The 15641-nt window shown below is 74.5% G+C and carries 18 protein-coding genes; 9 read left to right on the top strand and 9 right to left on the bottom strand.

The features are described 5' to 3' along the window. The first annotated feature begins 14 nt into the window (after nucleotides 1-14). The 7 genes from K353_RS00980 to K353_RS00950 all read left to right on the top strand — a co-directional run bounded on the left by K353_RS00980 (nucleotide 15) and on the right by K353_RS00950 (nucleotide 5224). Nucleotides 15-1145, top strand: coding sequence for a SchA/CurD-like domain-containing protein (locus K353_RS00980; RefSeq protein ID WP_111551612.1), 1131 nt, complete (start codon nucleotides 15-17; stop codon nucleotides 1143-1145). Between the two features lie 80 nt (nucleotides 1146-1225). After that, nucleotides 1226-1654 (top strand): cupin domain-containing protein, encoded by a 429-nt coding sequence (locus K353_RS00975; protein ID WP_111551611.1) that lies wholly within the window; start codon nucleotides 1226-1228, stop codon nucleotides 1652-1654. Then, nucleotides 1651-2916, top strand: coding sequence for a beta-ketoacyl synthase (locus K353_RS00970; protein WP_111551610.1), 1266 nt, complete (start codon nucleotides 1651-1653; stop codon nucleotides 2914-2916). The genes K353_RS00975 and K353_RS00970 overlap by 4 nt, the downstream gene beginning before the upstream one ends. Beyond that, a complete protein-coding gene (locus tag K353_RS00965) occupies nucleotides 2913-4133 on the top strand; it encodes a beta-ketoacyl synthase N-terminal-like domain-containing protein (RefSeq protein ID WP_111551609.1) in 1221 nt (406 codons plus the stop codon). The genes K353_RS00970 and K353_RS00965 overlap by 4 nt, the downstream gene beginning before the upstream one ends. 38 nt (nucleotides 4134-4171) lie before the next feature. Then, on the top strand, nucleotides 4172-4426 hold the full coding sequence (locus K353_RS00960) for an acyl carrier protein (RefSeq protein WP_111551608.1): 255 nt from the start codon (nucleotides 4172-4174) through the stop codon (nucleotides 4424-4426). A 1-nt stretch (nucleotide 4427) separates the two neighbouring features. After that, on the top strand, nucleotides 4428-4886 hold the full coding sequence (locus tag K353_RS00955) for an SRPBCC family protein (RefSeq protein ID WP_111551607.1): 459 nt from the start codon (nucleotides 4428-4430) through the stop codon (nucleotides 4884-4886). Between the two features lie 17 nt (nucleotides 4887-4903). Next, on the top strand, nucleotides 4904-5224 hold the full coding sequence (locus tag K353_RS00950; protein ID WP_111551838.1) for a TcmI family type II polyketide cyclase: 321 nt from the start codon (nucleotides 4904-4906) through the stop codon (nucleotides 5222-5224). Nucleotides 5225-5372: 148 nt separating this feature from the next. Here K353_RS00950 and K353_RS00945 read toward each other — a convergent pair whose 3' ends face one another. After that, nucleotides 5373-6365: a methyltransferase gene (locus K353_RS00945; protein WP_111551837.1), complete on the bottom strand. Its 993-nt coding sequence runs from the start codon at nucleotides 6363-6365 to the stop codon at nucleotides 5373-5375. Between the two features lie 194 nt (nucleotides 6366-6559). Next, nucleotides 6560-7672 (bottom strand): nitrous oxide reductase family maturation protein NosD, encoded by a 1113-nt coding sequence (locus tag K353_RS00940; RefSeq protein WP_111551606.1) that lies wholly within the window; start codon nucleotides 7670-7672, stop codon nucleotides 6560-6562. 241 nt (nucleotides 7673-7913) lie between these two features. Here K353_RS00940 and K353_RS00935 point away from each other — a divergent pair, with 241 nt between their 5' ends. After that, the gene (locus K353_RS00935; RefSeq protein WP_111551605.1) at nucleotides 7914-8189 is read left to right on the top strand and encodes a hypothetical protein; all 276 of its coding nucleotides are present in this window, start codon (nucleotides 7914-7916) and stop codon (nucleotides 8187-8189) included. A gap of 137 nt (nucleotides 8190-8326) precedes the next feature. Here the strand turns inward: K353_RS00935 and K353_RS00930 are convergent, their stop codons facing one another. From K353_RS00930 to K353_RS00910, 5 genes are all read right to left on the bottom strand, one after another. Then, nucleotides 8327-9019, bottom strand: coding sequence for a hypothetical protein (locus tag K353_RS00930; RefSeq protein WP_111551604.1), 693 nt, complete (start codon nucleotides 9017-9019; stop codon nucleotides 8327-8329). A gap of 250 nt (nucleotides 9020-9269) precedes the next feature. Next, on the bottom strand, nucleotides 9270-10913 hold the full coding sequence (locus K353_RS00925; RefSeq protein ID WP_233533278.1) for an MFS transporter: 1644 nt from the start codon (nucleotides 10911-10913) through the stop codon (nucleotides 9270-9272). Continuing rightward, entirely contained in the window at nucleotides 10913-11464 is a 552-nt protein-coding gene (locus K353_RS00920; RefSeq protein WP_100838878.1) for a TetR/AcrR family transcriptional regulator, read from the bottom strand. The genes K353_RS00925 and K353_RS00920 overlap by 1 nt, the downstream gene beginning before the upstream one ends. Before the next feature lie 179 nt (nucleotides 11465-11643). Beyond that, nucleotides 11644-12042 (bottom strand): cell division protein SepF, encoded by a 399-nt coding sequence (locus K353_RS00915; protein WP_111551603.1) that lies wholly within the window; start codon nucleotides 12040-12042, stop codon nucleotides 11644-11646. Between the two features lie 389 nt (nucleotides 12043-12431). Continuing rightward, complete coding sequence (locus K353_RS00910) at nucleotides 12432-12959, bottom strand: DinB family protein (RefSeq protein WP_111551602.1); 528 nt, start codon at nucleotides 12957-12959, stop codon at nucleotides 12432-12434. A gap of 197 nt (nucleotides 12960-13156) precedes the next feature. Between K353_RS00910 and K353_RS00905 the strand changes: the two genes are divergently transcribed. Beyond that, nucleotides 13157-13513, top strand: coding sequence for a YrdB family protein (locus tag K353_RS00905; protein WP_158585304.1), 357 nt, complete (start codon nucleotides 13157-13159; stop codon nucleotides 13511-13513). 177 nt (nucleotides 13514-13690) lie between these two features. On the opposite strand, the gene K353_RS00900 is transcribed toward K353_RS00905, so the two are convergent. Both K353_RS00900 and K353_RS00895 read right to left on the bottom strand, forming a co-directional pair. Beyond that, complete coding sequence (locus tag K353_RS00900; RefSeq protein ID WP_111551600.1) at nucleotides 13691-14488, bottom strand: TVP38/TMEM64 family protein; 798 nt, start codon at nucleotides 14486-14488, stop codon at nucleotides 13691-13693. 71 nt (nucleotides 14489-14559) lie between these two features. Beyond that, on the bottom strand, nucleotides 14560-15465 hold the full coding sequence (locus K353_RS00895; RefSeq protein ID WP_111551836.1) for a deoxyribonuclease IV: 906 nt from the start codon (nucleotides 15463-15465) through the stop codon (nucleotides 14560-14562). Nucleotides 15466-15641 lie beyond the last annotated feature (176 nt).

Genomic DNA, 15641 nt, shown 5'->3' with positions numbered 1-15641 from the left:
CAGGATCCGCCGCCATGACCCTGCTCTCCGCAGCCGAGGAGACCACCACCGGCCGGCCCACCCCGGGCCGGCTCCGCGTCGTCCTGATGCTGGACGTCCACGACGGCGCCCAGGACCGCTTCCTGGACGCCTACGAACTGCTGCGCTACCAGGTCTCGTCCGTCCCCGGACACGTCAGCGACCAGCTCTGCCAGTCCATCGACGACCCGTCCCGGTGGCTGATCACCAGCGAGTGGGAGAGCGCCGAGCCGTTCCTCGCCTGGGTCGACAGCCCCGCCCACCGCGAGATGGTCAAGCCCATGCACGGCTGCGTCAGCGACACCCGCTCGCTGCGCTACACCGTGCTGCGCGAGACCCACGGCGTCACCGCCATCGACACTCCCGCCCCGCCGCTGCGCCCCGGCGAGCACCACCCCGGCGTCCCCGGCGTGCCGCGGCCCGGCCCGGACGGCGTGGTCCGGCACGCGCTCAGCTTCACCGTCAAGCCCGGCACCGAGGCGGAGGCCGCCGAACTGCTGGCCGGCTACCGCTCCCCGCAGGCCCGGGTCGACGACACCACCCGCCTGCTGCGCACCTCGCTGTTCATGCACGGCAACCGGGTCGTCCGCTGCGTCGAGGTGGCCGGCGACCTTCCCACCGCGCTGCGGCACGTCGCCCGGCAGCCCGAGGTGCGGGCCGTCGAGGAGGCGCTCAACCCGTACCTGGAGGAGAAGCGCGACCTGGACGACCCGCTGTCCGCCCGCGACTTCTTCCAGCGCGCCGCGCTGCCCGTCATCCACCACCACGCCGGCCTGAAGAGCGGCCCGGTGCAGCGGCACGCCTACCGCTACCCCGTCCGCCCCGGCGCCGGCGCGGCCCTCGTCGAGCTGCTGTCCGAGCAGGACGAGCACGCCGCCGCCGACCCCGGCAGCCCGCTGGTGCGCGCCACCGTCCACCGGCACGAGGACCTGGTGGTCCGGCTGGTCGACCTGCTCGTCGACCCCGCCGACGACCCGGCCGCCGCCCTCGGCCTGGCCGGCCCGCTGGCCGCCGCCGTCCTCGGCAAGCTCACCGAGCCGGTCGAGCACACCCGCGAGGGCCTGCGCCACCTGCTCGCCGAGTGCGCGATGACCCCGGTCACCGACCGCACCTCGGCCGAGGACTGACCCGGCAGGGCCTCGCCCGCCCCGTAACACCCCGTACACCCCGCACATCCCGCACATCCCGCACGAGAGGAACCAGCACCGTGACCACCGAGACGCCACGAGTCGTCCACGTCGACGACGCGCCCCCCAACCGCAAGCGCGGCGGCGACCTGCGGGCCATGCTCACCCCGCCGGCGGTCGGCGCGACCAGCGGATTCATGGGGGTGGCGATCGTCGAACCGGGGGACCGGATCGGCGAGCACTACCACCCGTACTCCGAGGAGTTCGTGTTCGTGATCTCCGGCGAGCTGGAGGTCGACCTGGACGACGTCACCCAGCGGCTGCGGCCCGACCAGGGGCTGATGATCCCGATCGGTATGCGGCACCGCTTCCGCAACGTCGGCAGCACCCAGGCCCGGATGGTCTTCCACCTCGGACCGCTCGCCCCGCGCCCCGAGCTCGGGCACGTCGACACCGAGGAGGACGCAGCCGAGGCGGGCCCGCCCGAACCGGCGGAGGCCGCCTCGTGAGCCGCCGGGTCGCGGTGACCGGGATCGGCGTGGTCGCCCCCGGCGGCATCGGCGTCCCCCGGTTCTGGTCGCTGCTCACCGAGGGCCGCACCGCCACCCGCGGCATCACCCTGTTCGACCCGGAGGGCTTCCGCTCCCGGATCGCCGCCGAGTGCGACTTCGACCCCGCCGCCCACGGCCTGACGCCGGACCAGGTCGCCCGCAACGACAGGTACGTCCAGTTCGCGCTGGTCGCCGCCGCCGAGGCGGTCGCCGACGCCGGGCTCGACCCGGAACGCGAGGACCCCTGGCGGATCGGCGTCTCGCTCGGCACCGCCGTCGGCGGCACCACCCGGCTGGAACGCGACTACGTGCTGGTCAGCGAGCGCGGCGAGCACTGGGGCGTCGACCACGCCCCCGCCGCCCCGCACCTGGAGCGGGCCTTCTCCCCGTCCACCCTGGCCTCCGCCGTCGCCGAGCGGATCGGCGCGCACGGCCCGGTGCAGACCGTCTCCACCGGCTGCACCTCCGGCCTGGACGCCGTCGGCTACGCCGCCCTCGCCATCGAGGAGGGCCGCGCCGACGTGATCGTCACCGGGGCCTGCGACTCGCCGATCTCCCCGATCACCGTCGCCTGCTTCGACGCGATCAAGGCCACCTCGGCCCGCAACGAGGACCCCGAGCACGCCTCCCGCCCGTTCGACGCCGGCCGCGACGGCTTCGTGCTCGGCGAGGGCGGCGCCGTCCTGGTGCTGGAGGAGTGGGAGCACGCCAGGCGGCGCGGCGCCCGGATCTACGCCGAACTCGGCGGCTTCGCCACCTTCGGCAACGCCTACCACATGACCGGGCTCACCCAGGACGGCCTGGAGATGTCCCGGGCCATCGACCGGGCCCTGGCGCACGCCGGGGTCCCCGGCGAGGCCGTCGACTACGTCAACGCGCACGGCTCCGGCACCAAGCAGAACGACCGGCACGAGACCGCCGCCGTCAAGCGCTCGCTCGGCGAGCACGCCCGGCGCACCCCGATGAGCTCCATCAAGTCGATGGTCGGGCACTCGCTCGGCGCGATCGGCGCCATCGAACTCGTCGCCTGCACCCTCGCCCTGTACCACGGCGTCGTCCCGCCCACCGCCAACTACACCGAGCCCGACCCCGAGTGCGACCTCGACTACGTCCCCCGCACCGCCCGCGAACTGCCGCTGCGCCACGTGCTGTCGGTGGGCAGCGGCTTCGGCGGCTTCCAGTCCGCGGTGGTGCTGAGCAAGGTGGAGGCGGCCGCATGAGCGAACGAAGCGCGGTGATTACCGGCGTCGGCGTGGTCGCGCCGAACGGGATCGGCGCCGACGACTACTGGAAGGCCCTGGTCGAGGGCCGCTCCGCACTCGCCCCGATCGACCGGGAGGGCTGCGCGCACCTGCCGCTCAAGGTGGCCGGCCTGGTGCACGGCTTCGACGCCGAGGAGTACGTCGAGGCCCGCTACCTGGTGCAGACCGACCGCTTCACCCACTTCGCGATGGCCGCCGCCGAACTCGCCACGGCCGACGCCGACCTCGCCGACCACCCCGACGACCCGTTCGGCGTCGCCGTGGTCACCGCGGCCGGCTCTGGGGGCGGCGAGTTCGGCCAGCGCGAACTGCAGCACCTGTGGGCCGAGGGGCCCCACCACGTCGGCCCCTACCAGTCGATCGCCTGGTTCTACGCCGCCTCCACCGGCCAGATCTCCATCCGCGGCGGCTTCAAGGGCCCCTGCGGCGTGGTCGCCTCCGACGAGGCCGGCGGCCTGGACGCCCTCGCCCACGCCGCCCGGGCCGTCGCCCGCGGCACCGACGCGGTGCTGGCCGGCGCCACCGAAGCACCCGTCGCCCCGTACTCGATGGTCTGCCAGCTCGGCTACCCCGGGCTGTCCACCGTCGAGGACCCCGAACGCGCCTACCGCCCGTTCGGCTCCGACGCGGCCGGGTTCGTCCCCGCCGAGGGCGGCGCGATGTTCGTCGTCGAGGACGAGCACACCGCCCGCCGCCGCGGCACCCGCCCGCGCGCCCGGATCGTCGGCCAAACCGCGACCTTCACCGGCGCCGCCCGCTGGAGCGAGAGCCGCGAAGGACTCGCCCACGCGATCCGCGGCGCCCTCGCCCAGGCGCGCTGCGCTCCGGACGAGGTCGACGTGGTCTTCGCCGACGCCCTCGGCGTCCCCGAAGCCGACCGGGCCGAGGCGCTCGCCCTGGCCGACGCGCTCGGCGAGCACGCCGGGCGCGTCCCCGTCACCGCCCCCAAGGCCGGACTCGGCCGCGCCCACAGCGGAGCCTCCGCCCTGGACGTCGCCGCCGCCGTGCTCGCCCTCGAACACGGCCTGGTCCCGCCCACCCCGCACACCGCGGACTGTCCGTACGGCCTCGACCTGGTCATCGGCCACCCGCGCGCCGCCGAGCTGCGCACCGCCCTGGTGCTCAGCCGCGGCCTGATGGGCTCCAACACCGCCCTGGTGCTGCGCCACCCCTGAACGTTCCGACTGACCGTTCCGACCGCAAGGAGCACGACATGGCCTCCGAGATCACCTACGAGGAACTCGCCACCCTGATCAAGACCCGGGCCGGCGTGTCGGTCACCGTCGACGAACTCGCCGACCCCGGCTGCATGTTCCTCGACCTCGGTGTCGACTCGCTCGGCGTGCTCGGCGTCCTCGCCGACGTGGAGAACCGCTACGGCGTCTCCATCGACTCCGCCGACCTGCTCGGCCGCCCCGTCGCCGAATTCCTGCACACCGTCAACTCCACCGTGAAGGCTGGTGCCTGAGATGCCCGGACACACCGACAACACGATCGTCATCGACGCCCCGATCGACCTGGTCTGGGACATGACCAACGACCTGGAGAACTGGCCGGAGCTGTTCAGCGAGTACGCCTCCGTCGAGATCCTCGACCGGCAGGACCAGCTGGTGCGCTTCCGCCTCACCATGCACCCCGACGAGAACGGCCAGGTGTGGAGCTGGGTCTCCGAGCGCGAGGCCGACCGCGACAAGCTCACCGTCCGGGCCCGCCGGGTCGAGCCCGGCCCGTTCGAGTTCATGGAGATCCGCTGGGAGTACGAGGAGCTGCCGCGGGGCACCGGCATGCGCTGGATCCAGGACTTCGCGATGAAGCCCACCGCGCCCGTCGACGACCTCGGCATGACCGACCGGATCAACCAGAACTCCAAGGTCCAGATGGAGCTGATCCGCGCCAAGGTCGAGCACCGCGCCGGAGCGGCCCGATGAGCGACCTGACCACCGACCTGCACCGCACCCTGATCGTCGCCCGGATGAAGCCCGGCACCGCCGACCACATCGCCGGCGTCTTCGCCGACTCCGACCGCGGCGACCTGCCCGGCCTGATCGGCGTCCGCGGCCGCAGCCTGTTCCAGTTCGGCGACGTCTACCTGCACCTCATCGAGTCCGAGCGCCCCGCCGGGCCGGAGGTCGCCAGGTACACCCAGCACCCCGAGTTCCGCGACGTCAGCGAACGCCTCGCGGTCTACGTCGACGCCTACGACCCGGCGACCTGGCGCAGCCCCAAGGACGCCATGGCGCACGAGTTCTACCGCTGGGACCGCTGACGCCGACACTGACGCTGCACCGCCGCGGCGCAGCGCGCAGAGCGGAGGGGCCGCCCGGAACTCCGGGCGGCCCCTCGGTGTCTGTCGGCCTCGGCGTCGGCGCCGGCGCCGGTCGGCGTCCGTCCGCGCGCGCCGCCCGCGGGGCTGTTTACGGGACGGCGCAGGAGAAGGCGTGCAGGTACGGGTTGACCGGGGCGACCGCGTCCAGCCGCAGGCCGGACTCCGCGATCAGGGCGGTCAGGCTGCCCAGGGTGTGCTTGGCGCCGCCGACGTTCAGCAGGAGCAGCAGGTCCATCGCGGTGGTGAACCGCATCGAGGGGGAGTCGTCCACCAGGTTCTCCACGATCACCACCCGGGCGCCCGGACGGGCCACCTGGCGCAGGTTGCGCAGCGTCCGGCGGGTGGAGTCGTCGTCCCACTCCAGGATGTTCTTCACCAGGTACAGGTCCGCCTGCACCGGCACCGCGGTGCGGCAGTCCCCGGGCACCAGCCGGGCCCGGTCGGCCAGCGACCCGCCGGGCAGCAGCCGCGGGTCCGCGTGCTCGACCACCTTCGGCAGGTCCAGCAGGGTGCCGTGCAGGTCGGGGTGGCGCTCCATCAGCTCGGCCAGCACCTGGCCCTGGCCGCCGCCGATGTCCGCCACCGAGGCGACGCCCGCCAGGTCGAGGAAGCCGGCCAGGTCCTGCGCGGACTGCCGGCTGGACTGGGTCATCGCCCGGTTGAACAGGGCGGCGGACTCCGGCGCGTCGTCGTGCAGGTACTGGAAGAACTCCTTGCCGAAGGCGTCGCCGAAGACGCTGCGCCCGGTGCGCACCGCGTCGTCCAGCCGGGACCAGGACTGCCAGGTCCACGGCTCGGTGCACCACAGCGCGATGTCGCGCAGGCTGCCCGGCTCGTCGGCGCGCAGCAGGCGCGACAGCGGGGTGTGCCGGTAGCGGCCGTCGGCGTCCTCGGCGAACACCTCGTAGCAGGCCAGCGCGCGCAGCAGCCGCCGCAGCGGGCCGGGCTCGACGTCCAGCCGCCCGGCCAGCTGCTCGGCGGTGGCGGGCTCCTCGTCCAGCGCGTCCGGCAGCCGCAGGCTGGCGGCGGCGCGGACCGCGCCCGCGCAGGCGGCGCCGAACACCAGCTCGCGCAGCAGCATCGCGGGCGGGACGGCCGGGGCCGCGACCGGCGCCGTCGGGTTCTGCGGGCTCTGGGAGGTCTGCGGGCTCTGCGGGTTCGGCGAGGTGGTCGGGTTGGGCGGGGCGGTCGGGGCGGAGGTCACGGGGACGGCCTTTCGTCGGTGGGTCGGAGGGTGGGCGTGGGGGCCGCGTGGGGGAGCGGGGCGAGAGTGGCTCAGCAGTGGCCGGCGGGCTCGGAGGTGCCGCAGACGTTGCCGGCGAACGTGTGGCCGGTGCCGTGCGGGTCCCGGTCGGCCAGGTCGGCGGGGACGTTGTCGCGCAGGACGTTGCCGGTGACGGTGGCCCGGGCGTTGGGGGCGCCGACCACGCTCGGGTACAGCACGATGCCGCCGGACATCGGGGACGCCCCGGTGTGGTCGGCGACCTGGTTGCCGGAGACCGTGACGTCCTCGGTGCCGGTCAGCAGGATGCCGGTGCCCTGGACGGAGTCGAGCCGGGGATTGGGCGGGCAGTACCGGTTGTTCGCCCGCACCACGTTGGCCCGGAGGGTCAGCGCCCCGGCCCGGGGCACCCCGTCGTCGCCGACCACGAACAGGCCGCCGCAGTTCCCGGACGCCAGGTTGGCCTCCGCCGTCAGCCCGCGCACCCGGCGCAGTTGCAGGCCGATCCGGTTGCCGGTCAACCGGTTCCCGGACACCTCGGTGCCCAGGGTCTCCAGCGCGCCGCCCTTGCGGTCGTACCAGTTGGCCACGAAGATCCCCGCCTGGCCGTTGTCCCGGGCCTCGTTGTCGGTCAGCACGGTACGGGTCGACATCTCGACACTGATGCCCTGCAGGCCGTTGTCGTGCGCCGCCACCCCGCGCACCGTCAGCCGGTCGGTGACGGCCGCGCCGACGCCGTTGCGGGCGAAGCCCGCCACCGTCAGCGCCTCCACCACCACGCCCGAGACCGGGTGCACCGGCGCGCCCTGCGGATCCGCACCGCCCGTCACGCACACGCCGTCACCGGCCTGCGCGCAGGCGCCGCGGTCGGCCGGATCGGGCACCAGGACGGTGCCGGTGCCCTGGCCGCGCAGGGTCACGCGGTCGGTGGTGAGTGTCACGCTGCCCGGGTAGCGGCCCGCGGCGAGCTCCACCACGTCACCCGGGGCGGCCGCGTCCAAGGCGGTCTGCACGGACGCGCCGGGCGGGACCCGGAGCACGGTCGGACCGGTGGGCGCCGCCGCAGCCGGGGCGGCGGCCAGCGCGGCGGGCACCGAGGCGGCGCACGACAGCAGAACGGCGGCGACCCGGATCAGCGGGCGCGTCGGAGCGAGGAGAGCAGTCATCGAGAGCAGCCGGCTTCCAGACGTCGCGGTCGCGGACGGCATGAGCAGCACGTCCGCCGCCTCGAAGCTATGGGCGCGCCCCCGGCCCGGCCAGCCGGGTTGGCTCGCACGGGTTGCCCGCACCCGCCGACCGGGTGGCGGCGGGCCGGAAGAGCGGGGCAGGTACCACCCGTACACCCGATCGGGGGCCTCTGCGGCCGGGCACCGGGCCCGCACCGGCGGGCCGAACCACTATGGACCCATGGACACGCAGAATGGACGAACCACCGAGCAGACCGAACTCCTGGCCCCCGACCTGCGCCCCACCGGCGCCGACGGCACCGATCTCCGCACCGAACCCTGGTCCGGCCTCCGGCTGCTGGAACCCGGTGCCGACGCCTTCGGCGGGCCCGATGCCGAGGCCTTCGCGGAGGCCATCGGCGAGGCGGCCGACGAGACCGTCGCCGGGCAGGACGCGGAGGGCGCGGACGACCCGGCCTGGGACTACGAGGACGTCATCCTCCGCTCCGTCAACTGACCCGGTGCCGGGGGCGGAGCGCGTACGGACATACGGACATACGGACATGCCGGCACACGGAGATGCGGACACGCGGATGCCGGTGGGTCCACCGCACTCGACTCGTGCGGTGGACCCACCGGCATCCGCGTGCCCGGTCAGTAGCGGTAGGACTTCACCACCACCGGGAGCAGGTTCGCGCCCTGGCCCGCCTTGCTGAACGCCATCGGGTTGGCGGTCGCCCCCGCCGCCAGGTTCTCGATGCCGACCGCCTGGCTGTCCACGCTCTTGCCGGTGCTGTCGGTGAAATCGACCTGGATCGCGTAGGAGCGGGTCTCGGTGGTGCTGTTGGTGACCGTGACCATCGCCGCCGACAGGTCGCCGGAGGTCGAGTTCGGCACGCCGGTCAGCGTCACGTCCGAGATCGCGTTGCCCGCGTCCGTGACGGCCGCCAGCACCTCCGCCGCCTTCGCCCGGGTCGCCGCGAGCTGGGCGTTCACCGAGGCCTCGAACGAGGCGGCGCGCTCGGACGCGCTGGCCTGCGCGGCCGAGACCGAGGCCAGCGCCGACTCGTGCGCGGACGCGAAGGCGGACGGAGGCTCGCCCGAGAAGCTCGCCGTCTCCGGCGGCCCGACCGTGAACGTCGACATCGCCGCCTGCACCGGGTTCTCGCCCGAGCTGCCGCCGCAGGCCGCGACCACCGAGATCCCGGCCACCGCGCCGGCCAGCGCCAGCGAGACCCGCAGGCCGCGCCGGACCGGCCGCCGCCGCACCGGGTGCCGCAGCGGCGGCCCCACCCGGCCCTGCCGGACCAGCCCCCGGCCCGAACCGTTCCGCTCCGCGTCTCGCATCGCGATGCACCCTTTCGCTCAGAACCGCGCCGGGCCCGTGCGCGCCGCGGTCGTTCCGGCAGGCCCACGGCCCGCACCCGGACGTGCGGAACCGGACGCCCGCCTCCGCCCTACGCCCCCATCGTCCGAGCCCGGCGCCACCCGGGGCCAGCGGCGCTGCGCCATTGGGGGAGTCGGACGTCCCGTCAGATCGGCGGTGCGGGCGGCGGGATGGGTACGGCAGGTGCGTGGCCGCGGCTGCGGGCGGCGGTCAGCGGTGGGCGGGGGACCTGGTGGGTTCCGCTCCGGACCGCGGGGCGGGGCGGTCGGCCGGCTGCGGGGTGCCGGCGGTGGTGCCGGCGGCGGCGGTGTCGACGGTGCCGGTGTCGACGGTGCTGGCCGCAGTGCGGTCGGGCCGGTCGCGCAGCAGGTGGCGGGCAAGGGCGGCGGAGGCCAGCAGCAGGGCCGCCGCGACCCAGGCCGCGACCGTGACGCCGTGCACGAACGCGCCGTTCGCGTCGGCGAGCAACTGCCCGGCCGGGCCCGCGGGCAGGGCGGCCGCGGACTCCAGGGCGCCGCCCAACGACTGGCGGGCCTGCTCCGCGAGCGCCGGATCGACGCCCGCCGGAACGGACAGCGAACCCGCGTACAGGGCCGTCACGATCGAGCCGACCAGGGCGATGCCCAGCGCCGCGCCCAGCTCGTACGCCGTCTCCGACACGGCCGAGGCGGCGCCCGTCCGGTCGGCCGGGGCGGCACCCAGCACCAGGTCCGAGGAGAGGGTGTACACCACGCCCTCGGCGGTGCCCAGCGCCAGGAAGGACGAGCCGAGCAGCAGGTACGCGCTGTCCACCCGGACGAAGCCCAGCACGCCGATGCCCAGGCCCATCACGAACAGGCTCGCCGTCAGCACCCGGCGGGCACCCGCGCGCCGCACCAGCCGGGCCGTCAGCAGCCCGCCCGCCACCGAGCCGACGAAGGCCGGCATCTCGGCGAAGCCCGCGTGCAGCGGGGAGTAGCCGCGCACCAGCTGGAGGTACTGCGACATGAAGAAGATCACGCCGGACAGGCCGATCAGGCAGATCAGCGAGGAGACCACCGCCGCCGTGAACCGCGCGTTCCGGAACAGCCGGACGTCCAGCAGCGGGGTCTCCAGCCGGAGCTGGCGCCGCACGAACGCCACCAGCGCGACCGCGCCCAGCGCGAACACCAGCGGGGTCGTCCACCGCTCCGGACCGTGCACGGCGAACTCCTTGACGCCGTACACCGCGCCGATCACCCCGGCCATCGACAGCAGCACGCTCAGCACGTCCCACCGGCCCGGGCGCGGATCGCGGGACTCCGGCAGCAGCCAGCCGCCCAGCGCCAGCAGCAGCACCATCACCGGCAGGTTCAGCAGGAACACCGACCCCCACCAGAAGTGCTCCAGCAGCACGCCGCCCACCAGCGGGCCCAGCGCGGCGCCGGCCGCCGCGCCCGCGCCCCAGACACCGATCGCGGTGGCCCGCTCCCGGGTGTCCGGGAACAGCGTGCGGATCAGCGAGAGCGTGGACGGCATGATCGTCGCCCCGGCCACGCCGAGCAGCGCCCGGGCCAGCACCAGCCAGCCCGGGCCGGGCGCGTACGCCGCCAGCAGCGAGGCCGCGCCGAACGCGACCGAACCCGCCAGCAGCACCCGCTTGCGGCCCAGCCGGTCGCTGAGCGCGCCCATCGACACCAGCAGGCCGGCCAGCACGAAGGAGTAGACGTCGCCGATCCAGAGCAGCTGGGTGCCGGACGGGCGGAGGGTTTCGGTGATCGAGGGGATGGCGAGGGAGAGCACCGTCGCGTCCACCGCCACCAGGGTGACGGCGAGCACGAGGACGCCGAGACCGGCCCAGCGGTGGCCGGGCCGGGTGACGGGGGTGGAACTCATCAGGTATCAGATCTCCGTAGAGCACCGCCGAGGAACAGCTCGGCGAGCGAGAACGCGCTTTCGCGGGGGGCGAGCCGGCCTTCCTGCACGGCCCAGCCGATGCCGGCCACCAGGTCGAAGAACGCCTCGCTCAGCCAGGCGGCCGAGAGTTCGACGCGGAACACCCCCTCCTGCTGGCCGCGCAGGAACAGCGCGCGGACCCGGGCGTCCTGGGTCTCCCAGAGGTCGTTGATCTCCTCGTGGTCGTACAGCTGGTTCTCACCGGCCAGGAAGGCGCACAGCGCGGCATCCGGCACCACCGCGTCCACCAGCCGGCGCAGCGCGGCCTCGGCGTTGCCCTCCTCCACCCGCGCGGCGTCGAGCGCGGAGGAGAAGCGGCGCAGGCCGAGGGCGCCCACCTCCAGGATCAGGGCCTCGCGGCCCGGGAAGATCCGGTGCAGCGTGGCCCGGCTGATCCCGGCGGCGCGGGCGATCTCGTCGAGATGGGCCGTCGGGCGCCGGGACAGGATGCCCACGGCTGCCTCCAGGACGGAGTCGCGGTCAGTTGCCATGAGAAGAGGATAGCGCAACTGAGACATCGATGTCTCAAAATTTCGATGTGCGTCTCACCGGCAGGGTGCGGATACGGGCGCAGGGCGGGGCGGTGCGGGCGCTTCCGGGCATGCCGAAGACCCCGCGCGGGGCGCGGGGTCCGTGGGTGCCGGTGGGGCTTGCGGCCGGGGCCGGGCGGTCAGCTCTGGTTGTAGAAGCCCGACTCGTCGAGCGGGCGGTCGATGACCGTCACCTCGACGTCGGCCGGGGTCAGCAGGAACACCCGGCGGGCGATCCGCTCGATGCCGCCGCGGGTGCCGAAGATCAGGCCGGAGGCGAAGTCGACCATGCGCTTGGCCTCGGCGTCGTCCATCTCGGTGAGGTCCATGACCACCGGGGTGGCGGCACGGATGTGCTCGCCGACGGTGCGGGCGGCCTCGAAGCCCGTCGGCCGGAGCGAGACGATCTTGGAGGGGCCGGTCTGGACGCTGCTCGGCAGCGTCTCCTCGCCCTCCCACGGTTCCTCGTACATCGCGGCCGGGTAGCTTCCGGAAGGCATCAGCCACCCGTTGTGGTACTCGTCGCGAAGTGCTCCCATTAGCCGCGCCTCCCTGTCTCGTTCCGTACTCGTCCCCCGGGGGACGACGGGTCGTTTTGACACGTCATCCACTTGTTGGAACTGTCCGAGTATCGCACTGATCACCGTGGATGTGCCCGCTTGTACCCGCTGGACGAGTTGTGGCGCGGGGGAAGATCCACGGCTCCCCGGACGTCCGCAACGACGCCACCGGTCGGTGAACGGTTGCGCGGGACGACCCTATAGGTGCTACCCGGAAGCTAGTTGACTATGTGTCAACAATCATGTAACGGCTTCACCCGGGAGTGGCGGATCGCGGACGGGGGGCGCGCGCGAGGGGGGTGGCGCTCGGCGCGGCGTGCGCCATCCAGGCGTCACCCGGGCGTGGCGTCCCGCGCGGCGCGGGTGGGCTACTCGCCGGTGGAGCCGTCGATTCGTTCCCGAAGCAGGTCGGCGTGGCCGTTGTGACGGGCGTACTCCTCGATCATGTGCACCAGGATCCAACGGAGCGTCACCTCGCTGTCGCGCCACCGGCCCCTGCCGACCGTGTCCAACGACACGTCGGTGACTGCGGACCGGGCGAAGGCCACCTCCTCCTGCCAGACCGCGGTATCGGCGACCGGATCGGCCCCGTCCACCAGGTCGAAGTCGCCGTCCGGGAACTCCTCCGTCCAGTAGCGGCCGGACGGCTCAAGGTCCTGGCCGTCCAGCACCTCGCGGAACCAGTGGCGCTCCACCTCCGCCATGTGCCGCACCAGGCCGAGCAGGGACAGCGAGGACGGCGGACAGGCGCGTCGGCGCAGTTGATCGGGTGACAGCCCCTCGCACTTGAGGGCGAGCGTGGCGCGGTGGAAGTCCAGCCAGGCGCCGAGCATGGTCGCCTCGTCGGCGGCGAAGGGCGGGCTGGTGCGGGTGGTGGCGGGAGCCGTGTTCGTCATGCGGACATGGTGGAGCAGTCCGGGCGGCGCGGGCGAACCGTTTTCGGGCGGCCGTTCCCGTTTCCGTTTCCTGGGTGGGTCGGGGTCGGGCCGGCTGGGGTGGGGCTGTGGTGGGAGGATCGGATCATCGTGGTGGCTGGTGCCGCTGGTGCCGCTGGTGTGGCGGGGAACGGGCGGGGGCGAGCGTGCGCAAGGTGGTGACGGGCACTCAGCTGGCGCTGCGCCTGCTGCTGGAACTGGCCTCGCTGGCGGCGCTGGCCATCGGCGGGTACGGGGTGTGGGCGGACGGCCCGGTCGTGCTGCGGACGCTGATCGCGCTGGTGCTGCTGGTGCTCGCGGTCCTGCTGTGGGGCCGCTACGCGGCGCCCCGGCGGCCGGTGCGCGACTCGGCCCTGCTCTGGTACGGGGTGCAACTGCTGGTCTGGGGCGGCGCGGTCGCGCTGCTGGCAGCCGGCGGACACCCCGGGTGGGCGCTCGGGCTCGGCGCCGTGATGGCCGTCAACACGGTGGTGCTGTGGTCGCTCGGCGAGTGGTCGCCCGCGATCGAGCGCTAGGCGGACGGGCCGAACCGAGGGGGCGGCCCGTTCCGGGAGGGAGTGCCGTCGGTGCCGTACCGCGTCGTTCCCGCCGTGCGGCGCGCGGGTCCGGTGACGTACTGGACGCGTGGCCTCGGCACGGCAAGTTCTGCTCTGCCGGTGAGGCGGGCGTCGGGTATCGGGGTGCGGCGGCGGTCAGGCGGAGCGGCGGGGGCGGGCGCGCCAGAGCGAGACGGCGCTGAACACGCACATCGCGGTGATCACGCCTGCGGAGATCAGGAAGGCCGGGGAGGTGGGCGAACCCGCGCTCGCCCCGGCGACCACGTACGCGGCGGTGGTCGGCACCACGCCGAGGATGGTGGCCGCCAGGTACGGCCAGAACCTCACGCCGGAGAACGCGCACGCGAAGTTGCCGGCCTGGAACGGCGCGCCCGGGAACAGTCGGATCAGCAGCACGCTGCGGAAGCCCTGTTCGGCCAGGCGCCGGTCGATCTCCGTCAGCACCCGGCCGCGCACCAGCGGCCGCAGTGCCTCGCGCCCCAGCGAACGTCCGAGCGCGAACGCCACCGCCGCGCCGATCGCCGACCCCGCGATCGCCAGCGGCACGCCCCACAGCGAACCGAACAGCACCCCCATGCCCGCGTTCAGCGCCGGACGGGGCAGGAAGGCCACCGTCCCGAAGCCGTACGCGGCGAGTGCGATCGGGATCCGCCACGGCCCCGAGGCGGCGGACAGGACGGCGGACGGGTCCCACAGCAGCAGCGAGCCCGCGGCGGCGGCGAGCACGGCGAGCAGCGCGCCCAGGCGCAGCAGCGCCCCGCGGTGCGGGCGGCGCGCGGTCCGGTGCTGCGGGGCGGTGGCGGGGAGTTCCGGGGCGTCGGCGCGGGGCACGGGGGCGGTGGCGGGATCCGCCGGGGCGCCGGTGCCGGCCTCGGCGGGGGGCGCGGTTTCGGCCGGGATGGCGGGCGCGGCTATCGGCTGCGGAGCGTGCACCCGGGGAGCTTAACCCGCGTCGAGGGCCGTACCGCCCCGGGAGGTGCGCCCCCGGCCGGGTGGGCGGGCGCTCACGGGGTGGCCGGGCGGCGCAGTCGCTTGAGCAGGGCGATGTCGGCGGCGTGCCGGGCGCCCTCGACCCGGGCGGGGTCGTGGCGGCCGTCCGGGGTCTCGATGATCAGGGGGACGCCGGCGGTGGCCGGGTGCGCGAGCAGCGCCTCGAACGCTGCCGCGCCGATGTGACCGGCGCCGATGTTCTCGTGGCGGTCCTTGCGGGCGCCCGCGACGTCCTGCGAGTCGTTGGCGTGGATCAGCCGCAACCGGCCGGGCCCGATCGCCCGGTGCAGGGCGTCGAAGAGCTCGTCGGCCCCGTCCGGCGCGGCCAGGTCGTGGCCGGCCGCGAAGGCGTGGCAGGTGTCCAGGCAGACGCCGACCAGCGGGTGGTGGTCGAGGGCGTCCAGGTAGGCGGCGAGGTCCTCCATCCGGGAGCAGAGCGAGCTGCCCTGGCCGGCCGTCGGTTCCAGCAGCAACCACGGGGCGTCGGCGCCGTACCGGTCGAGGCCGTCCAGGATCGGCAGCACCTGCTCGCGGACCTGGGCGAGCGCCTCCGCGCGGGTGCCGCAGAGCGCGGACCCGGTGTGCACGACCGTGCCGAGGGCGCCGATGGCCGCCGAACGGTGCAGCGAGTGCGTCAGTGACTCGGCGGAACGCTCCCGGGTCGCGTCCGAGTCGGAGCCGAAGTTGATCAGGTACGGCGCGTGCACGTACGCCGGGACGCCCCGCTCGGCGCAGGCCGTCCGGAAGGCCAGGTCGTGCGCCGGGTTCCCGGCCGGGGTCGCCCACCCGCGCGGGTTGGCGACGAACACCTGGACCGCCTCCGCCCCGACCTTCTCGGCGTAGGCCAGCCCCGTCCCCACCAGGCCCTTGCCGGCGACGGGGACGTGGGCACCGATCGGGTTGCGCGGGGCGGAATCCATGACCACGAGCATCGCACGGCAGGACGGAGGCGCAGATCATCGGGTCCGACGCGCGCTCGGTAGCGGGCGGTGGGTAGCGGGTGGTGGGTGGCTGGTGGCGGTCGCAGCGGGTGGCGGCGGGCACTACGGGGAGGGCGCGGGACCGAGACGGGCGGGCCGGGGGTGGGGGCGGTGCC

Origin of the sequence: Kitasatospora sp. SolWspMP-SS2h, from assembly GCF_003259315.1 — a bacterium.
Classification (GTDB): Bacteria; Actinomycetota; Actinomycetes; order Streptomycetales; family Streptomycetaceae; genus Kitasatospora; species Kitasatospora fiedleri.
This window is presented reverse-complemented; position numbering and strand designations above follow the sequence as displayed.

Coding starts and splice junctions, on each gene's coding strand:
- K353_RS00980 (WP_111551612.1), top strand. CDS start 15: ATGACCCTGCTCTCCGCAGCCGAGGAGACCACCACCGGCCGGCCCACC.
- K353_RS00965 (WP_111551609.1), top strand. CDS start 2,913: ATGAGCGAACGAAGCGCGGTGATTACCGGCGTCGGCGTGGTCGCGCCG.
- K353_RS00960 (WP_111551608.1), top strand. CDS start 4,172: ATGGCCTCCGAGATCACCTACGAGGAACTCGCCACCCTGATCAAGACC.
- K353_RS00955 (WP_111551607.1), top strand. CDS start 4,428: ATGCCCGGACACACCGACAACACGATCGTCATCGACGCCCCGATCGAC.
- K353_RS00945 (WP_111551837.1), bottom strand. CDS start 6,365: ATGCTGCTGCGCGAGCTGGTGTTCGGCGCCGCCTGCGCGGGCGCGGTC.
- K353_RS00940 (WP_111551606.1), bottom strand. CDS start 7,672: ATGACTGCTCTCCTCGCTCCGACGCGCCCGCTGATCCGGGTCGCCGCC.
- K353_RS00935 (WP_111551605.1), top strand. CDS start 7,914: ATGGACACGCAGAATGGACGAACCACCGAGCAGACCGAACTCCTGGCC.
- K353_RS00930 (WP_111551604.1), bottom strand. CDS start 9,019: ATGCGAGACGCGGAGCGGAACGGTTCGGGCCGGGGGCTGGTCCGGCAG.
- K353_RS00925 (WP_233533278.1), bottom strand. CDS start 10,913: ATGAGTTCCACCCCCGTCACCCGGCCCGGCCACCGCTGGGCCGGTCTC.
- K353_RS00920 (WP_100838878.1), bottom strand. CDS start 11,464: ATGGCAACTGACCGCGACTCCGTCCTGGAGGCAGCCGTGGGCATCCTG.
- K353_RS00915 (WP_111551603.1), bottom strand. CDS start 12,042: ATGGGAGCACTTCGCGACGAGTACCACAACGGGTGGCTGATGCCTTCC.
- K353_RS00910 (WP_111551602.1), bottom strand. CDS start 12,959: ATGACGAACACGGCTCCCGCCACCACCCGCACCAGCCCGCCCTTCGCC.
- K353_RS00895 (WP_111551836.1), bottom strand. CDS start 15,465: ATGGATTCCGCCCCGCGCAACCCGATCGGTGCCCACGTCCCCGTCGCC.